Here is a 16,910-nt window from a genome sequence, read left to right as displayed (position 1 = left end):
ACGTTTACGTAAACGTCAATTGAATCTCACCGCGCCTTCACATAACTTCCTGGAGCCGATTCTAGCGTCTTCAGAATGCCTTGCCCCGGTTGCCGCGGCCCAGTTGCTGATACGCGTGCGTCACCTTTGTCTGTTAACCAGACGAGCCAATCGGGCCACCAGCTGCCCTTGGTTTCCGTTGCGCCTTCAATGAATGCCGCGAGCGAAGGTGGCGCGGCGTCATTGGTCCAATATTGATATTTCATCTGCGTAGGCGGATTGACCACACCTGCAATATGGCCGCTGCCCGCCAGCACGAATTTGGTCGGTCCAGCAAAATGCTCCTGCAATTTCCAGACGCTTTCGGCGGGCGCAATATGGTCCTCACGCCCGGCCTGAATATAGGTCGGCGTTTTCACCCGGCGTAGGTCAATTGGGGTGCCGAGTGCCGACATGTCATTTGGCTTTACCAGCCGGTTGTCGCGATAGAGGTCGACGACATAGTTGCGGTGCCATTTAGCGGGCAGGTTGGTGACGTCGCCATTCCAGTGCAGCAAATCAAACGCGGGATAGTCCTCCCCCAGCAAATAGTTTTTGACCACGGTGGACCAGATCAGGTCCTTGCCGCGAAGCATGTTAAAGGTCAGCGCCAGGAAACGCCCATCCATATATCCTTGCGGCGCGCTCAAGGCCTCCATCATCGCGATTTGCTGATCATCGATGAAGTGCAGTAGCTCGCCGCCTGAACTGAAATCGACTTGTGCGGTAAAAAATGTCGCGCTGCGCACCTTGTCGGCTGCGTCAGTAGCATCAAGGATTGAGAGCGTTGCCGCCAAGGTTGTGCCGGCGACACAATAACCGATTGCATGGACATCAGGCACATCAAGGCCTGAGCGCACCGTATCAATCGCGTCGATCTGCGCCGCGATATAATCGTCCCAAATAATGTCCTTCATCGAAGCGTCTGCCGATTTCCACGATACAACAAAAACCGTAATGCCTTGGTCGACGCAATATTTGATAAAGCTTTTTTCCGCTGTGAGATCGAGAATATAAAAGCGGTTGATCCATGGCGGAAAAATGATGAGCGGTGTTTCCAGCACATTTTCCGTTGTCGGGTCATATTGGATGAGCTGGTATAAAGGCGTTTGATGCACGACTTTGCCCGGCGTTGCGGCGATGTTTTCGCCAAGGATAAACGCGCTTGAATCGGTATGGGTCAACTGCCCGCGCTGCATATCCTGCATCAAATGCTGCATCCCCGACATCAGGCTCGCGCCCTTCGTGTCCAAGGCGCGTTCCAGTGCAACCGGATTGGTAAAGGGTGAATTTGCCGGGCTCATCGCCTCGATAATGCTGCGCAGAGCAAAGCCCATTTTGGCTTTATCATTTTCGGACAAGCCATCCAATTGGTCAGCGGCGGCCAACATATGTTCGGACATGACCTGATAGCTTTGCCGGACCAAGTCGAATATGGGATGCTCCCATTGCGGCGCGGCAAAACGCCGGTCTGTCGTATCGACCTTGTCCCGACCAGCTTTGGCCAGCGGCTCCAACACTGTTCCCCAGGCATCCAACGCAGCGCGATAGGCCTTTGCTGGGTCGGTCGTGGCCACGGCGGTTTGTTCAAAAAACTTCATGAACTGCTTAGGGTCCATAAAAGGCGGGATTTCGGATGAGTCGGCCATATTGACAGGCATATCAAAGCAAATGAAATTGTCGAAGATTGTTTTGTTGTGCGGCGCAGCATGGACATTGTGTAAAAAAGAGCGCAAAGGCGCCGAATAATGACATTTGAAAATATTCCTCCGCTTCTCGATGAAGCGCTCACCGTGCGTGGTTATACTACGCTGACCCCCGTTCAAAACGCTGTTATCGCGCAGGAGGCTGTCGGACGCGACCTCGTCGTATCGGCACAAACTGGCTCTGGCAAAACCGTGGCCTTTGGCCTCGCTATGGCACCCCAAATCCTTGACGGCGGGCTAGTTAGCCTTGCACGTGAGCCTGCTGCACTCATCATCGCCCCGACCCGCGAGCTTGCCTTGCAGGTGAGCCGCGAATTGATGTGGCTTTATGGTAAAGCAGGCGTGCGCATTGCGACATGTGTTGGTGGGATGGACGCTTCGAAAGAACGCCGCACCTTAAACCAAGGCGCGCAGATTGTTGTCGGCACCCCAGGACGGTTGCGTGACCATTTGGAGCGTGGCGCGCTTGACCTGTCGGCTTTGAAAGTTGCGATCCTAGACGAAGCGGACGAAATGCTCGACATGGGCTTTCGTGAAGAGCTTGAGGAAATATTGAACGCGACGCCGGAAGGTCGGCGGACATTGCTGTTCTCGGCCACCATGCCGAAACCGATTGTTTCGCTGGCAAAACGGTATCAGCGCGATGCTTTGCGAATCTCTACCGTTGGCGAAGACCGCGGTCATGGCGACATCAGCTATCAAGTGGTTACGGTCGCTCCACCGGACATTGAAAACGCAGTGGTCAATTTGCTGCGTTTGCACGAAGCCGAAACCGCAATCTTGTTTTGCGCGACACGTGAAAATGTCCGCCGCTTGCACGCCAGTCTGACCGAGCGCGGCTTTAACGTCGTTGCCTTGTCGGGCGAGCATTCGCAGTCCGAGCGGAACCAAGCGCTTCAGGCTTTGCGTGACCAGCGGGCGCGCGTTTGCGTTGCAACCGATGTTGCCGCACGCGGGATCGATTTGCCGAACCTATCGTTGGTTGTGCATGTCGAACTGCCGCGTGATGCAGAAGGGCTTCAGCATAGGTCTGGACGGACTGGCCGTGCAGGCCGCAAGGGTACCGCTGTGTTGATCGTGCCCTATCAGCGCCGCAAGCGTGTTGAATCCATGCTGCGCGGCGCAAAGATCGAGGCGGATTGGATTAAGGTACCAACCGCTGCAGATATCCGCGCTAAGGACCATGATCGTCTGCTTGAAACGCTTTTGACCCCAGTTGAGGTTGAGGAAGAAGACCGCGCTCTGGGTGCAAAATTACTTGAGACGATGTCTGCTGAAGATATTGCTGCGGCGTTGGTGCGCGTGCATCGTGCCAAGATGCCGCAAGCCGAAGACCTGCTGGATGACGGCAGCCGTGAACGCCCACGCGACGACCATCGTGCAGGATTCGACGATTCCGTTTGGTTCAAACTGAATGTTGGTCGCCGTAACAATGCTGACCCCAAATGGATATTGCCATTATTGTGCCGTCGTGGCGGCGTGACCAAGAACGACATTGGCGCCATCCGCATTGCCGCGAATGAAACGCATGTCGGCATTGCGGCGGCAGCTGTGGCCAAGTTCACCAAAGCCATTGCCCAACCAGGGCATGATGAAGACAATGACGTCGAAATCGTTCAAGCCAATGGCCCACCGCGTGAAGCAGCGCGCGAAAACAAGCGTATGGGCCGCGATGGCGACCGTCCACAGCGTTCGCAACTGGGCGTAAATCCACGCGGCGATGGGCCACCACGCGGCGGTAACTTCCGCGGGGACGGACCTCGTGGTGGTGGTGGAAACCGCGATGGCGCGCGTCCTTTCCGTAAGGATGGACCACCCCCATCAAAGCATGGCGTCAAACACAAGGCCAAAGGCAACCGCCCGCGTTAACGGATGCGAATATAGTTTTTCTGGAAATGCGGTAAAACTTCGCGCATGAGGGCGGTCTTGAATTAACCAAGCCGAAACGGGAACTTATGTCCGAAGAATTCTATCGCATGAAACGCTTGCCGCCTTATGTCATCGCTGAAGTCAATGCGATGCGTGCGGCGGCGCGCGGCGCGGGTGAGGACATTATCGATCTCGGCATGGGCAATCCCGATTTGCCGCCGCCGCCGCATGTGATCGAAAAACTGTGCGAAGTGGCTCAGAAGCCAGATGCCCACGGCTATTCGGCTTCCAAGGGTATTCCAGGGCTTCGCAAAGCACAGGCAAATTATTACGGGCGGCGTTTCGGGGTTGATGTTGATCCCGAACATGAAGTTGTCGTGACGATGGGTTCTAAAGAAGGCTTGGCAAGCCTTGCCACCGCCATCACTGCGCCGGGCGACGTTGTTCTGGCACCGAACCCAAGCTACCCCATTCACACCTTTGGGTTCATCATTGCCGGCGCGACAATCCGTTCGGTGCCAACCACGCCCGACGAAAATTACTTCCGCTCGCTTGAGCGTGCCATGGCCTTCACTGTTCCACGTCCGTCGATATTGGTGGTCAATTATCCATCCAACCCGACGGCCGAGACCGTTGATTTGGCGTTTTACGAACGGCTGGTCGCATGGGCGAAGGAGAATAAGGTCTGGATATTGTCCGACCTTGCATATTCCGAACTTTATTTTGACGGCAACCCAACACCGTCGATTTTGCAGGTGAAGGGTGGCAAGGATGTTGCCGTCGAATTCACCTCCTTGTCCAAAACTTATTCCATGGCCGGATGGCGCGTTGGTTTTGCCGTTGGTAACCGCGACCTGATTGCGGCGATGACGCGGGTGAAAAGCTATCTCGATTATGGGGCCTTTACCCCCATTCAGGCAGCAGCCTGCGCCGCGCTCAACGGGCCGCAGGACATTGTTGAACAAAACCGCCAGCTTTACCACAAACGTCGGGACATCCTTGTCGAGGCGTTCGGGCGGGCCGGTTGGGATATTCCGCCGCCAAAGGCATCGATGTTTGCATGGGCCCCCTTGCCACCCGCGCTCGCGCATTTGGGCAGCCTTGAATTTTCCAAGCAGTTGCTGACCGAGGCGAAGGTCGCGGTCGCGCCTGGCGTTGGCTATGGCGAAGATGGCGAAGGCTATGTCCGCATCGCCATGGTCGAGAATGAGCACCGGCTTCGGCAGGCTGCGCGCAATGTGAAACGCTATTTGCAATCCATGGGCGTAAACACCCCTGCGCAGTCCAAGGCGATCTGACATGGCACGTGGCGACTTTGCTTTTCATCATAGCTTTCGCGTGCGCTGGTCGGAAACCGACGCGCAAGGCGTAGTTTTTAACGCCCGTTATCTCGATTATGCGGATGTCGCGGTTACCGAATATTGGCGCGCGGTGCAGTTTCGCAAATATGCCGATGGCGCACCGATGGAATTTCATGTGAAGAAAGCCACCGTCACCTGGTTTGCCCCCATCAAGCCCGATGAGATGATTGAAGTCATGGCGCGGACCATCGCAACGGGGCGCACAAGCATGACTCAGATCGTTGAAATTCATGGTCTCACCGAAGATGGCTCGGACGATTTGCGTGCGACGGTGGATTTGGTGAGCGTGCATGTGGATCTCGACACGCATCGTCCCATTCCATTGCCCGATTGGGTGAAGGACGTTTTTACAGCGTTTGATAGCCAAGCAGCCAATCCGCCGTCTGCGTTGGCCGAAGCCTGAGGCGCGGCGGCGATGCTAGCGCGCGTCATGCCCCCTAAATTAGCAGCCCTAATGCTTGGGCTTTTGCTGTTGGGCGCTTGTACCGAAAGCCCCAGTGGCGAGCAAAGCGCAACTGCATTAGATTTCCCCCGCGCCGACAGGACAGTATCGGCGATTGGCGATACCGAGTTTTCGACCGAAGCTGCCCGCGACGAAGCAGGCGAAGCCGAATATGTCATGGATTGGGCGGGCATTCAGTTGGGAACCACGGTTGCCGACATTGGCGCAGGCGAGGGCTATTACACTATCCGCCTTGCCGAGCGCGTTGGCCCCAAAGGCCGCGTCTTGGCGCAGGATATTAACCGCGGCGCGCTAAATCGTTTAGGTGAGCGCGTCACCCGTGAGCAGCTCGACAATGTCGCGATCAAAGAAGGGGCGGTCGACGATCCCCGTCTGCCACAGAACAGCTTTGACCGGATATTCATGGTGCATATGTATCATGAAATTGAAGAGCCTTATGCCTTCCTCTGGCGGATGCGCCCGGCGCTGGCAAAAGGCGGGCAAGTGATTGTCGTCGACCGTGATCAGGCCACGCACCGGCACGGTATTCCACCAAAGCTGTTATTTTGTGAATTTGACGCGGTAGGCTACCGCCTGACGGGCTTTACCGAGCAATTGAAACTTGGCGGCTATATCGCCCGGTTTGAAGTCAGCGGCGAGCGGCCCGAACCATCGGCCATAAAGACCTGCGCCAGCCGCTATCCGCAATCTTAACCACTCGTCAGTCGCCGTCAAAACCGATGAGGGCGTCCACGCGGATATTTTGCGCCCGCAATTTCTCTGCGCCGCCAAGGTCGGGCAAATCGACAATGAACAAGGCCTGTTCGACATGGCCGCCACCCTGACGGATGAGGTCAAGGCCAGCCAAAGCCGTGCCACCTGTGGCAATCAGATCATCGACCAACAGCACTTTTTGGTCTGGCTGGACATGGCCGACATGCATTTCGATGCGGTCCGTGCCATATTCCAACGTGTAATCGATGCCAATTTTGTCGCCGGGTAACTTACCTGGCTTGCGCAGCATCAATTGCCCAAGGCCAAGTGCATAAGCCAAGGCCGACGCCACAATGAACCCGCGCGCCTCAATCCCGGCCACCAGCTCTGTATCGGGGTCAACTAAGGCCGCGAGCCGATCAATCGTTCGGCGATAGCCGCTTGCATCAAGCAAAAGGCTCGACACGTCGCGGAACATGATGCCGGGCTTGGGATAATCCGGAATGTTGCGGATCAGGGCCGCGAGGTCTGCGTTATCATGCATGTCGCATGACTGCCTGTTGCAGCGCAGGATTTCAAGCCATTCCGGCGCGGCGGTTTCCTTCACCTCAGGCTAAGGGAGTCTCGGTCCCCAACTCTTTTTCGTCATCCTGAACTTGTTTCAGGATAACAAGCGGCGGTACGGTATCCTGAAACAAGTTCAGGATGACGAGAATACGGCAGTAAAAACGCGGCAGTTAAAAAACGCGGCAACAAAAAGGGCGGCCTATCGCTAGGCCGCCCCATTTGCATATCCCCAAAGGGAGACTGAATTACTTCAGTTCGATGGTTCCGCCAGCAGCAAGGATCTTCGCCTTGATGTCTTCGGCTTCTGCCTTGTTTACGCCTTCCTTGATCGCCTTTGGCGCGGACTCAACAAGAGCCTTTGCTTCAGTCAGACCGAGGTTGGTGATCGCGCGGACTTCCTTGATGACGGCAATCTTGTTTCCGCCGTCGCCGGTCAGGATAACGTCAAATTCAGTCTGCTCTTCAGCAGCAGGTGCAGCAGCGGCAGCAGGGCCAGCAACAGCAACAGCAGCAGCGGCGCTTACGCCCCATTTTTCTTCCAAAGCCTTTGCAAGGTCAGCCGCTTCAAGAACGGTCAACGCCGAAAGTTGGTCTACAAGCTTTTCAATATCAGCCATTTAAATAACACTCCGATTTTCTGTCATATCTGTAGGGCTCGCCCAAATGGACGCAGCCGGTTTCATGTAAAAAGTTACGCTGCCTTTTGGTCAGCATAGGCACCAAATACCCGTGCCAATTTCGCAGCCGGTGCGGTCGATAGCTGAGCGATTTTCGTTGCCGGTGCTTGTACAAGCCCGATAAGCGTCGCGCGCAGTTGATCGAGCGATGGCAATGAAGCCAGCGCCTTTACACCATTTACATCAAGGAAAGTGTCACCCATCGCACCGCCGACAATTTCTAATTTGTCATTGGTCTTGGCGAACTCGACCGCAATCTTTGCAGCGGCGACCGGGTCCGACGATGTGGCGAGCGCCGTAGGTCCTGTTAGCAAATCTGCTAACGCACCATAAGACGTTCCCTCAAGGGCGATTTTGGCAAGACGGTTCTTGGCAACCTTATAGCTTGCGCCCGCATCGCGCATCTTCAAACGAAGGTCGGTCGATTGTGCAACTGTCAACCCGAGATTACGGGTAACAACAACAACCGCCGCTTCATTAAAAGTGGCGTTCAGCGATGCAACTGTTTCGGTCTTTTCAGAACGGTTCATGCATTACTCCTTATTCGGGCCGTCCCGGCGAACCGGGCAAGCCCAACACGAAAAGCGAAGCACCCGGATGGGCACTAACGCTGACTTGGTCCGTGGGGAAGTTTCATGCCGAACGCACACGACAGTTTGTCGGAGCAGTGGCGAAGGATGGCAAAGCCAATCCTGAAATCTCTATCCCCGTCTAGGCTGGACATTAAGAACGGCAAATTCCGTTCACCAACTGTCTCGGACGGTTGCCGGTGAAGCCGTCGCTCCACCGAACAGGGGTGCAACTAGCAGGGTTGGGCGCAGAGTCAAGCACTGGTGCCGAAATCTGCGCGGGCAGATGCGCTGGTCGTGCCCGCAAAACGCTCTCCAATAAGTTCATGCTGCTGACCTTTCGCCAAACCACGCGTCGCGCGCCTTGGCCGCGGCGTCGATCCATGGCTGTCGCTTGCGCTGCAATGCCTCCAAATGCGCGACTTCTTCGGCCTCGGTGAGCGTGCGTTCATAATCCGCATCGCCAAAAAAGCCCGTTTCGGTCAAAAACTCTGCGCCACGCCCATCAGGCTTGGGGTAATTCGTCCGCCATCCACGCACATCCTCGTCAAACCATATGCCAAGCCGGTCGGCGACGATATCAGGCTCGTCGTCCAAAATATCTGGCACGGCCCTGTCACTGGCGGAAATCCGGCTAAGTTCACACCCAATTGCAGGATTATGCGCGCGCGCAACTTCAGGAGCGGGACCATCGTCCTGCGCCGCGCAAAACAATGCGGCCTGCGCCCCCGTGCCGCCTTCTTCGATTAGGTCGAGAAAGCTTTCAAAATCCTGCACAATCCATTGTATCTGCGCGTTTCGGCTGCCCCTCACCGCCTGCGCGTCGGCCAAACGGTCCAGCCGGTCGAGCAGGCTTTTGCTCAACCGGTTGTCGAACCGGCCGCGCAATGTGGTGCCATCGTCTTGCTTGGTCAAAATTTCCTCATAGCCGTTCACGGCGCGGTCCATGAGCATGTTTTGCAAGGCATAACGCGACACCAAAATCGCCGCGTCCCAACCCAAAGCAAAAGCCGCGCCATCCCGCCGAAAGCGCAAACCATAGGCCGAGCGGGGTGATTTACAGACAGCCTTAGCCGCGCGCAGGACGCTGCCGCCAAAGGCCAGCGCCTCCAAAAAAGCGCGCTGACACTGCGGGGTCCAGCGATAATCATTGCGGATTTCGGTCATGTCGGGGTCGTGTTCAATATGATCCTCAATCTCGCACACCCCGTTATTCGTTTGTATTTGTAGCCATTCATTATTCATGTCATTTCACCTCATGCGACAAAATATGAATAATAAATCACCATATAGGTTGTAGGAAAGCAGTTTTTGGGGATGGGGGCCGGGACAAGTGGACGGGCCGAAGGGCTGGGCCTGCCCGAAAACTTGTGTGGCTTTGGATAATTTATCTTACTGGACAAGCTTTGCCGGGGTGACTTAATCAGGTCGCTTGAATGACCCAAGGCAAGATAGGAGCAAATATGCCGGATGTCCGTGAAGATACTATGGCCCTGATTGCGCGTTATTATGCCGCGTTTAACGCCATGGACATTGAGGCGATCTTGGCCTGTCTGACCAAGGATGTGGCGCATGACATCAATCAAGGCGCACGCGAAACCGGCAAGGATGCGTTTCGTGCGTTTCTGGGGCGGATGGACCATGCCTATAGCGAGCAATTACGCGACATCGTTATAATGACCAGCACGGACGGCACGCGCGCTGCCGCCGAATTCATGGTGCATGGCGTGTATAAGGTCGCCGATGATGGTTTCCCGCCGGCGCATGGCCAAAGCTATGTTTTGCCTGCTGGCGGCTTTTTTGACATCACCGATGGAAAGATTGCGCGCGTGTCGGTCTATTATAATTTAACCGATTGGATTGCACAGGTTTCATGACAATCCGCGTTCGCAGTTTGACAGACACGCAGGAACGCCACGCGGCGATACCGGCTCTGTCGGACCTGCGGATCCGCATCTTTCGGGGCTGGCCTTATCTATATGATGGGACGGCGGACTATGAAGCGGCATATCTTGCGGAATATATGTCCGAGCCCAATGCGGTGTTGATCGTCGCAACGGATGATGACGTGGTTATCGGTGCGGCAACCGCCTCACCCATGGCGGGGCAAAAGGCCGAATTTCAATTACCCTTGCTAGATTATGGCTTGGATGTTGCGCGAATTTTCTATTTCGGGGAGTCGGTTTTGCTGCCCGATTATCACGGGCAGGGCATCGGCCATCAATTTTTTGACGCGCGTGAGGCGGCGGCGCGGGCGGCGGGTGCAGACCAAGCCGCCTTTTGTGCCGTGGTCCGTCCACCCGACCATCCGATGCGTCCCGATGCGCCCCGCGATTTGGCGCCCTTTTGGCGCGCGCGCGGCTATGCACCACTGGAGGGATTAACAACCATGCTGAAATGGCAGGACCTTGGCGATGCTGTCGAAAGCCCGCATCAGATGCAATTTTGGATGCGGGACCTATGACCGCGCCTGTGCGCATCGCCGCTGCCCAATATCCCATCGGGCAGCCGGGCAGCTTTGTCGAATGGCAAGACAAAGTCGCGGCTTGGGCGGCCGATGCGTTAATGCATCGCGCGCAGCTTTTGGTATTTCCTGAATATGCGGCGATGGAACTGGCGGCGATTGACACAGCCACCGCCAGCGACCTGCACGCATCCTTGCGCGCGGTGGTGGCGCTAGGGCCACAGATTGATGCCCATTATATCGATATGGCCCGGCTTTTCGGGGTTGCGGTGCTGGGCGGGACACGCCCTTATGCTTTGGATGACGGACGGGTTGTGAACCGCGCCAGCCTCTATTTTCCCGACGGGCAGAGCGGACATCAGGATAAGATCATGATGACACGCTTTGAACGGGAATCTTGGGACATTAAAAGCGGGACAGATTTGCGCGTTTTCCGCACGCCTTTGGGTATGATGGGTATTTCGACCTGCTATGATGTCGAATTCCCGATGATCGCGCGGACGCAGGCTGCTGCGGGCGCGCAGGTCATTCTCTGCCCGTCCTGCACCGACAGTTTGCAAGGCTATCATCGGGTCCGGATCGGGGCGCAGGCACGGGCCTTGGAAAATCAGATTTTCGTGGTCCAAGCGCCCACGGTCGGCATGGCGCCTTGGTCCCCTGCGCTTGATGAAAGTTACGGCGCAGCGGGCGTTTTTGTACCACCCGATGGCGATAGTCCGGATGACGGCGTGCTGGCCATAGGGACCGAAGGGCAGGGGGAATGGGTCTTTGCCGATGTCGATCTGGCCCGCGTTGACCGCTGGCGCAGTGCAGGGGCGGTGCGTCCGTTTGCGCATTGGCCCGAACAATATTGCGGGGCAAAGGTCGATGATCTGCCCGTGGAAATCATTCCGTTGGATTAGGTCTTAGGGGCAGGGCCTGACCCTGAGTTTCAACCTATTTCGAAAATCGAATATACTGGCCCGCTGGCCGTGCGTTCGCCGGTACCGACCGCCACCACATTGTTCAGCCAGCTATAACGCGCATCACCACATTCAAACTTTGCCGAAATGGCCAAAGAATATTCTGCGGCGTCCAGCGGTTCACCTTTGGCAAAGCGCGCCATGGCGTCGGCATTTGCAAGGAAGCGTCCTTGATATGTCAGATAGATAAGCGCGCCGTCATCGGTTTGAAGCGTCAGGCGAACGTCGATGACCATGACGCCGTCAGTCCGGTTGACGACCCAATCATGCCCGCCGGGCAGCACTGTACCGTTTAACCGTTCGCCGGTGAAATGGCCGCCCGTGACGGGCGCGATGCGGCGCAGGCCGGCTGGAGTTTGGCCAATGCTGACCATTCCGGCAAAATCAACGGTCAAGGTCATCTCTATGAGGTGGCGATGTTGTAAAATCTTCATTGCAGTGTCGCTACCATGTCGGCAGGAAGGCGCAAGACATATTGAGGAGAGTGAGTTGGACAATATAATTGCGCGCCGTCCAGGGCCATCGGTGCAGGAGATATTGAATAGCGATACCAACGCCGCGCCAGACATCATGCGCGTGGAATCTCCTGCCACCGGACAAAGCAGCGCAGATGTGTCGATAGAGCGGTATTTTTCCAAAGACTGGCATGACCGGGAAGTGGAACAGGTTTGGCGCAAGACATGGCAACTTGCGTGCCGGTTGGAGCATATCCCAAATGTCGGCGATCATGTCGTCTATGACATCGTCCATGATTCCTTGATTGTCGTGCGCACCGGCCCTGACGAGATCAAAGCCTATATCAATTCGTGCCTGCATCGCGGGACGATGCTGCGCACCGAAGGCGGATGTGTGAAACAATTTCGGTGCCCATTCCACGGTTGGACGTGGAAGTTAGACGGCGCATTATCGGTCATTCCGGGGCAATGGGATTTCCCCCATGTCGAAAAGGACAAGATGAGCCTTCCTGAAGCCCGGGTTGGAATATGGGGTGGTTTTGTATTCATCAACTTTGATGCTGATGCCGAGCCATTGGAAACATATCTCGAAAATCTGCCCGAACATTTTGCGCCCTTCAATCTGGAGGATCGCTATGTCGCGGCACATGTCGCCAAGATTATGCCCTGTAATTGGAAGCTGGCGATGGAGGCATTTGTCGAAGCTTATCATGTGCCCTTCGCGCATCCGCAGGTGCTCGGCTATTATGGCGATAGTAACACCCAATATGATGTCTGGCCCGGCGTGCGTCATGTGAGCCGTATGATCAGCGTACAAGGCGTCGCCAGTCCATCAAAGCCAGCAACCACGCCCGAACAGACCATAGACGAAATGCGCCGCGACGTGCCCTTTTTCGCAGGCAAGCCTATTGAGGTACATGAAGGCGAAACGGCGCGCGGCAAGCTTGCCGAACGCGCGCGCGAGAAGATTTCGCGCTCAATTGGCCGCGATATGTCCGCACTTTCGGATTCAGAATCGCTCGACCTGATCGAATATATGCTGTTCCCCAATATGGTGCCCTGGGGCGGTCAGGCGTTACCGATTACGTACCGCTTTCGTCCGAATGGCGATGATCCGGAAAGCTCGATCATGGAAATCATGTTCCTGTTTTCCAAAGCGCCCGATGGTTCGCATCCGGAGCCTGCAAAAATGACGATGCTGGGACTGGATCAGAAATGGGCAGATGCCCCTGAACTGGGCTCTGCGGCTATGGTCGCGGATCAGGATACAGATAATCTGATGCGTATTCAGCGCGGCCTGCGGGCCTCGAAAAAACCTGGTGTGACCCTTGCGCGCTATCAAGAAAGCCGCATTCGTCATTATCACGAAACGCTGGATGCCTATATGGCGCGGTAGCGCATTTGAACAAACAGGCATGTTCCGCTAATGGCTGCGCCTTGGGGGAGCATTGGTGTCATTAGCATTTACCATTTATGACTGGGGCATATTGTTTGCCTATGTCGCATTGCTGGCATTTGCTGGCTATCAGGCGACACGGCGGAACAAAACGACGGATGACTATTTTCTCGCCGGTCATCATGCGCCGGTCTGGCTGGTTGCGGTGTCGGTTCTATCGACAATGCAGTCAGCGGCAACATTTCTCGGCGCGCCCGATAACAGCTATCGCGGCGATTACAGCTATCTCACCAGCAACTTTGCCGCAATCATCGCTGCCTTTCTCGTTGCCCGTTTCCTAATCCCGCGATTCTACGCAATTGGTGCGACGACGGTATATGAATTGCTGGAAACTCGTTTCGACGCAACGGCCAGACGCGCCGCGGCGGGGATGTATCTCGTCGGTCGGATCTTGGCGAGCGGCGCGCGTCTGTATCTTGCCGCTATTGCAGTCTCGATGATCATCTTTCTCGATGTTCAGCCCCAACAAATCGTCATCGCATCGGCGGTGCTCGTTGTCTTCGGTGTTGCCTTCACGCTGTTTGGCGGGCTGAATGCTGTTATCTGGAGCGACTTGGTCCAGGTCGTGCTCTACCTTGGCGGTGCGGTGCTGGTGCTTGTCTTTTTGCTGGCGAAAATTCCCGCACCCATGCCCGAAATCTGGGACGCGCTTCAATCTGCGCCGGGCGGCGTGGACAAGCTTCGTTTGTTTGACTGGTCGCTCGACTTTACCAAGCCCTTTACCATTTGGGCAATCCTGACTGGGCTGGTGCTGCTCAATATCGGCAATGCGGGACTTGATCAGGATACGACGCAGCGCTTCTTGGCATGCGAAAACGCCCAATCGGGCAAACGCGCTTTATATGCGAGCATGTGGGCGGCAATCCCTGTGGTGGCTTTATTCATGGCGATAGGATCGCTGCTCCACATCTTCTATAACCGCCCCGACCTGATGGGCGTGAGCGTTGGCGCGACCAACGCGTTCGCCGGCGAAAAAATCACGGTATTCATGTCGTTCATCCTGTCCGAAATCCCGCCCGGCTTGCGCGGGCTGGTAACAGTAGGCGTTATCGCCGCGGCGGCGATCAATTCGGGGCTTATTTCGATGTCGGCGGTGGTGGTGAATGATTTTTACCGGCCGTGGCAGGAACAACGCGGCGCAGCGTCAAGCGATCAGCATTATGTCAACGCCGGACGATTGGCGATGATATTGCTCGCATGTGCGCTGTTCGCCATGTCGATACTGTGTTTCTACTGGCAGCATTATAGCGATACGCCTTTGCTCGAATTTGTCCTCGGCGTCATGGTCTTTGCCTATTCGGGCTTGCTGGGCGTTTATGGCACTGTGGTGTTTACAAAGCGTGGGGCGACATGGTCGGTGATTGCTGCTCTGCTGGCTGGCTTTGTCACAATCCTGATGCAACAGCATTATGTTGTGGACAGCCTTGGTCTGCCAACCGCGTGGAAGGCTTTGGCCTTTCCCTGGCAATTATGCATCGGGACGGCGGTCGCATTTGGGGTTTGCTGCCTTGGTCGTAATATCAAGGATATATCAGATAGCGGGCGCGTGATTGCCTAAAAGCGTCAAGCCCTTGTTGCCATTGACGTTCGATATCGCTGATAGATTGTCCGTCCAAAATGCCTTTACGGACGCTGTCGGTTCCTGCCAGCTGGTCGAAAAACTGGGGCGTGCCGGGGCTGAATTCAAATTTGTTCGGATATAATTTATGGACCGTCTGCACCAAAGCGATGCCGGTGCGGAATGGCTGGAATATTTCAGTGTTGGTGGGGATGACCCACACGCCATGACATGGCTGTCCGGCATATTTGGAAAAATTCGGTGTAAAGGAAACTGGCTTAAATTCGACACCGGGCAATGCCATCGCATTTAATCGTTCCGCCAGTGCCGCGCCATCGATGAAAGGTGCGCCGATATATTCGAAAGGTTTGTCGCTGCCCCGCCCTTCGGAGATGTTGGTACCTTCGAACAACGCCGTGCCGGGATACACTGCTGCGGTTCGGGGTGCGCGCATATTGGGCGAGGGCGGTACCCACGGCAGATCCCAACCGACATAGGGCGCCAAGTTGCGATGCCAGCCGCGCATGGGAATGATATGAAGGCGGGTACGCAGTTGATCTTCGCCGACGAACATCTGCGCTAACTCGCCAAAGGTCATACCGTGACGTACCGGCATGGCAAAGCTTCCGACGAAAGAGGTAAATGCAGGTTCGAGCATTGGCCCTTCGATCATCACACCGCCCAGCGGATTGGGGCGATCCAGCACGATGACCTCAGCCCCCGATGTCTCTGCAGCGCGCAGCATGTACAGCAGCGTCGAGGAATAGGTGTAAAAACGCGTGCCGACATCCTGCAGATCGACCAGCATGATATCAATGCCCTGCATCATCTTTGCAGTCGGCATTTTGGTTTCACCGTAGAGGCTGTGGACAGGCAATCCGGATTTGGGATCGATCTCCGACGCCACTTTTTCCCCCGCTTGCGCCGCGCCGCGTACACCATGTTCCGGGCTAAAAAGCGCGACAAGATTGATAGCGGGGTGCGCGCGCAGCAGATCGACGTTGCGGACGCCTTTGCGATCAACGCCGGTCTGGTTGGTCAATAATGCGACCCGTTTTCCCTTCAGCCATTCCAGTTGGCCAGAAAGCAAGACTTCGATCCCGGGGGTGATAGGCCGGATAAGAGCGGCTTGCGATGTGGTGGGTTCGGGGGCTTTTGGCTGGACTGGTTCAGCCGCAACAGCGGTGATGGGAAGCAGCGCAATAAAAAAGGCCAAAATTAATCGCATCATCAAATTCTATTGGATAATGGCACGCGCCGCAAAGAAAAAGGGCCGGAGGTTTCCCTCCAGCCCCTTGATCCGTCACCCTGAACTTGTTTCAGGGTCTTACTTTTCCTCACCCGCCTGAATTAAGACCCTGAAACAAGTTCAGGGTGACGGGTGTGATAGAGAGTCTTATGCGCCAGCGACGTCTGCCAGATCAATCTTAAGGCCTGGGCCCATGGACGAGCTGATCGCCACGCGGCGGACATATTTGCCCTTTGATCCGCTTGGCTTGTTCTTGATGACGGCGTCGACCAATGCGTCGAAATTCTTGCGCAGGTCGGAATCGGAGAAGCTTTTCTTACCGATGCCGCTGTGGATGATGCCTTGCTTTTCAACGCGGAATTCAACCTGACCGGCCTTTGCCGCCTTCACGGCTTCGGCAACGTCCATGGTGACGGTTCCAAGCTTCGGGTTTGGCATCAGGCCCTTTGGACCCAAGGTCTTACCCAAGCGGCCAACGATGCCCATCATGTCCGGCGTTGCAATAACGCGGTCATAATCGAGATTGCCAGCCAGCATGTCTTCCATCAGGTCTTCTGCGCCAACCTTGTCCGCACCAGCGGCTGTTGCTGCAGTGGCCTTGTCGCCACGGGCGAATACGGCAACCTTCATTTCCTTACCGGTACCGGCTGGAAGCGAAACCATGCCGCGGACCATTTGGTCGGCATGACGTGGATCAACGCCCAAGTTCATCGCGACTTCAATGGTCTCGTCGAACTTTGCAGTCGCCATTTCCTTGATCGCCTTCAACGCTTCATCAACGCCGTATAATTTGTCAGCATCCAGATGCGCGAGCGACTTTGCTTTTTTGGTTAGCTTGGCCAT

The 16,910-nt window shown here is 55.8% G+C and carries 17 protein-coding genes; 9 read left to right on the top strand and 8 right to left on the bottom strand.

Annotation, left to right across the window (positions count from 1 at the left end; all coding sequences use genetic code 11):
- Window positions 1–26 precede the first annotated feature (26 nt).
- A complete protein-coding gene (locus ACILP3_RS04835) occupies window positions 27–1,667 on the bottom strand; it encodes a PHA/PHB synthase family protein (RefSeq protein WP_395615533.1) in 1,641 nt (546 codons plus the stop codon).
- Between the two features lie 99 nt (window positions 1,668–1,766).
- On the opposite strand from ACILP3_RS04835, the gene ACILP3_RS04830 reads away from it, so the two are divergent.
- The 4 genes from ACILP3_RS04830 (at window position 1,767) to ACILP3_RS04815 (ending at window position 6,110) form a co-directional block, all read left to right on the top strand.
- On the top strand, window positions 1,767–3,593 hold the full coding sequence (locus ACILP3_RS04830; protein ID WP_395615532.1) for a DEAD/DEAH box helicase: 1,827 nt from the start codon (window positions 1,767–1,769) through the stop codon (window positions 3,591–3,593).
- 86 nt (window positions 3,594–3,679) lie between these two features.
- A complete protein-coding gene (locus tag ACILP3_RS04825) occupies window positions 3,680–4,891 on the top strand; it encodes an LL-diaminopimelate aminotransferase (protein WP_295492891.1) in 1,212 nt (403 codons plus the stop codon).
- A gap of 1 nt (window position 4,892) precedes the next feature.
- A complete protein-coding gene (locus ACILP3_RS04820; protein WP_395615531.1) occupies window positions 4,893–5,357 on the top strand; it encodes an acyl-CoA thioesterase in 465 nt (154 codons plus the stop codon).
- 27 nt (window positions 5,358–5,384) lie between these two features.
- A complete protein-coding gene (locus ACILP3_RS04815) occupies window positions 5,385–6,110 on the top strand; it encodes a class I SAM-dependent methyltransferase (RefSeq protein WP_395615530.1) in 726 nt (241 codons plus the stop codon).
- A 7-nt stretch (window positions 6,111–6,117) separates the two neighbouring features.
- Here ACILP3_RS04815 and ACILP3_RS04810 read toward each other — a convergent pair whose 3' ends face one another.
- The 4 genes from ACILP3_RS04810 to ACILP3_RS04795 form a co-directional block, all read right to left on the bottom strand.
- The gene (locus ACILP3_RS04810; protein ID WP_395615529.1) at window positions 6,118–6,654 is read right to left on the bottom strand and encodes an adenine phosphoribosyltransferase; all 537 of its coding nucleotides are present in this window, start codon (window positions 6,652–6,654) and stop codon (window positions 6,118–6,120) included.
- A gap of 268 nt (window positions 6,655–6,922) precedes the next feature.
- Window positions 6,923–7,294, bottom strand: coding sequence for a 50S ribosomal protein L7/L12 (gene rplL, locus ACILP3_RS04805; RefSeq protein WP_395615528.1), 372 nt, complete (start codon window positions 7,292–7,294; stop codon window positions 6,923–6,925).
- A 74-nt stretch (window positions 7,295–7,368) separates the two neighbouring features.
- Window positions 7,369–7,884: a 50S ribosomal protein L10 gene (rplJ, locus tag ACILP3_RS04800; protein WP_395615527.1), complete on the bottom strand. Its 516-nt coding sequence runs from the start codon at window positions 7,882–7,884 to the stop codon at window positions 7,369–7,371.
- Window positions 7,885–8,247: 363 nt separating this feature from the next.
- Window positions 8,248–9,168 (bottom strand): hypothetical protein, encoded by a 921-nt coding sequence (locus ACILP3_RS04795; protein ID WP_395615526.1) that lies wholly within the window; start codon window positions 9,166–9,168, stop codon window positions 8,248–8,250.
- Between the two features lie 218 nt (window positions 9,169–9,386).
- Here ACILP3_RS04795 and ACILP3_RS04790 point away from each other — a divergent pair, with 218 nt between their 5' ends.
- From ACILP3_RS04790 to ACILP3_RS04780, 3 genes are read left to right on the top strand one after another with little or no spacing between them, the layout of a single operon-like run.
- Window positions 9,387–9,800: a ketosteroid isomerase-related protein gene (locus ACILP3_RS04790; protein ID WP_395615525.1), complete on the top strand. Its 414-nt coding sequence runs from the start codon at window positions 9,387–9,389 to the stop codon at window positions 9,798–9,800.
- Window positions 9,797–10,387, top strand: a complete 591-nt coding sequence (locus ACILP3_RS04785; RefSeq protein ID WP_395615524.1) for a GNAT family N-acetyltransferase — start codon at window positions 9,797–9,799, stop codon at window positions 10,385–10,387. The genes ACILP3_RS04790 and ACILP3_RS04785 overlap by 4 nt, the downstream gene beginning before the upstream one ends.
- Window positions 10,384–11,289 (top strand): carbon-nitrogen hydrolase family protein, encoded by a 906-nt coding sequence (locus ACILP3_RS04780; RefSeq protein WP_395615523.1) that lies wholly within the window; start codon window positions 10,384–10,386, stop codon window positions 11,287–11,289. Before ACILP3_RS04785 ends, ACILP3_RS04780 begins: the two co-directional genes overlap by 4 nt.
- 29 nt (window positions 11,290–11,318) lie before the next feature.
- On the opposite strand, the gene ACILP3_RS04775 is transcribed toward ACILP3_RS04780, so the two are convergent.
- On the bottom strand, window positions 11,319–11,783 hold the full coding sequence (locus ACILP3_RS04775) for a DUF3237 domain-containing protein (protein ID WP_395615522.1): 465 nt from the start codon (window positions 11,781–11,783) through the stop codon (window positions 11,319–11,321).
- Window positions 11,784–11,838: 55 nt separating this feature from the next.
- On the opposite strand from ACILP3_RS04775, the gene ACILP3_RS04770 reads away from it, so the two are divergent.
- Complete coding sequence (locus ACILP3_RS04770) at window positions 11,839–13,200, top strand: SRPBCC family protein (RefSeq protein WP_395615521.1); 1,362 nt, start codon at window positions 11,839–11,841, stop codon at window positions 13,198–13,200.
- 55 nt (window positions 13,201–13,255) lie between these two features.
- On the top strand, window positions 13,256–14,818 hold the full coding sequence (locus ACILP3_RS04765) for a sodium:solute symporter (RefSeq protein ID WP_395615520.1): 1,563 nt from the start codon (window positions 13,256–13,258) through the stop codon (window positions 14,816–14,818).
- On the opposite strand, the gene ACILP3_RS04760 is transcribed toward ACILP3_RS04765, so the two are convergent.
- Both ACILP3_RS04760 and rplA read right to left on the bottom strand, forming a co-directional pair.
- Window positions 14,781–16,049 (bottom strand): exo-beta-N-acetylmuramidase NamZ domain-containing protein, encoded by a 1,269-nt coding sequence (locus ACILP3_RS04760; RefSeq protein ID WP_395615519.1) that lies wholly within the window; start codon window positions 16,047–16,049, stop codon window positions 14,781–14,783. The two genes, ACILP3_RS04765 and ACILP3_RS04760, sit on opposite strands and share 38 nt — an antisense overlap.
- Window positions 16,050–16,214: 165 nt before the next feature.
- On the bottom strand, window positions 16,215–16,910 hold the full coding sequence (gene rplA, locus ACILP3_RS04755) for a 50S ribosomal protein L1 (RefSeq protein WP_395615518.1): 696 nt from the start codon (window positions 16,908–16,910) through the stop codon (window positions 16,215–16,217).

It is taken from the genome of Sphingorhabdus sp. (assembly GCF_044239665.1).
In the GTDB taxonomy this organism is placed as follows: Bacteria; Pseudomonadota; Alphaproteobacteria; order Sphingomonadales; family Sphingomonadaceae; genus Sphingorhabdus_B.
This window is presented reverse-complemented; position numbering and strand designations above follow the sequence as displayed.